Origin of the sequence: Serratia sp. CY76391 (genome assembly GCF_052166695.1) — a bacterium.
Lineage (GTDB): Bacteria > Pseudomonadota > Gammaproteobacteria > Enterobacterales > Enterobacteriaceae > Serratia > Serratia nematodiphila.
The window spans coordinates 1-1,599 of the sequence record NZ_JBJNOJ010000025.1 but is presented as its reverse complement, the minus strand read 5'-3'; the positions used below and the strand labels follow the sequence as shown (position 1 = coordinate 1,599).

Annotated in this window: 1 rRNA gene; it reads right to left on the bottom strand. The window is 53.7% G+C overall.

Annotated features, from left to right (window positions below):
• Window positions 1–47: 47 nt before the first annotated feature.
• Window positions 48–1,589: ribosomal RNA gene (locus ACJ8PN_RS25530) — 16S ribosomal RNA — on the bottom strand.
• Between the last annotated feature and the right edge of the window lie 10 nt (window positions 1,590–1,599).

Here is a 1,599-nt window from a genome sequence, read left to right as displayed (position 1 = left end):
CATCAGACAATCTGTGTGAGCACGCCACTCGAACTAATATCTTTAGGTAAGGAGGTGATCCAACCGCAGGTTCCCCTACGGTTACCTTGTTACGACTTCACCCCAGTCATGAATCACAAAGTGGTAAGCGCCCTCCCGAAGGTTAAGCTACCTACTTCTTTTGCAACCCACTCCCATGGTGTGACGGGCGGTGTGTACAAGGCCCGGGAACGTATTCACCGTAGCATTCTGATCTACGATTACTAGCGATTCCGACTTCATGGAGTCGAGTTGCAGACTCCAATCCGGACTACGACGTACTTTATGAGGTCCGCTTGCTCTCGCGAGGTCGCTTCTCTTTGTATACGCCATTGTAGCACGTGTGTAGCCCTACTCGTAAGGGCCATGATGACTTGACGTCATCCCCACCTTCCTCCAGTTTATCACTGGCAGTCTCCTTTGAGTTCCCGGCCGAACCGCTGGCAACAAAGGATAAGGGTTGCGCTCGTTGCGGGACTTAACCCAACATTTCACAACACGAGCTGACGACAGCCATGCAGCACCTGTCTCAGAGTTCCCGAAGGCACCAATCCATCTCTGGAAAGTTCTCTGGATGTCAAGAGTAGGTAAGGTTCTTCGCGTTGCATCGAATTAAACCACATGCTCCACCGCTTGTGCGGGCCCCCGTCAATTCATTTGAGTTTTAACCTTGCGGCCGTACTCCCCAGGCGGTCGATTTAACGCGTTAGCTCCGGAAGCCACGCCTCAAGGGCACAACCTCCAAATCGACATCGTTTACAGCGTGGACTACCAGGGTATCTAATCCTGTTTGCTCCCCACGCTTTCGCACCTGAGCGTCAGTCTTCGTCCAGGGGGCCGCCTTCGCCACCGGTATTCCTCCAGATCTCTACGCATTTCACCGCTACACCTGGAATTCTACCCCCCTCTACGAGACTCTAGCTTGCCAGTTTCAAATGCAGTTCCCAGGTTGAGCCCGGGGATTTCACATCTGACTTAACAAACCGCCTGCGTGCGCTTTACGCCCAGTAATTCCGATTAACGCTTGCACCCTCCGTATTACCGCGGCTGCTGGCACGGAGTTAGCCGGTGCTTCTTCTGCGAGTAACGTCAATTGATGAGCGTATTAAGCTCACCACCTTCCTCCTCGCTGAAAGTGCTTTACAACCCGAAGGCCTTCTTCACACACGCGGCATGGCTGCATCAGGCTTGCGCCCATTGTGCAATATTCCCCACTGCTGCCTCCCGTAGGAGTCTGGACCGTGTCTCAGTTCCAGTGTGGCTGGTCATCCTCTCAGACCAGCTAGGGATCGTCGCCTAGGTGAGCCATTACCCCACCTACTAGCTAATCCCATCTGGGCACATCTGATGGCAAGAGGCCCGAAGGTCCCCCTCTTTGGTCTTGCGACGTTATGCGGTATTAGCTACCGTTTCCAGTAGTTATCCCCCTCCATCAGGCAGTTTCCCAGACATTACTCACCCGTCCGCCGCTCGTCACCCAGGGAGCAAGCTCCCCTGTGCTACCGCTCGACTTGCATGTGTTAAGCCTGCCGCCAGCGTTCAATCTGAGCCATGATCAAACTCTTCAATTAAAAGCTTGAT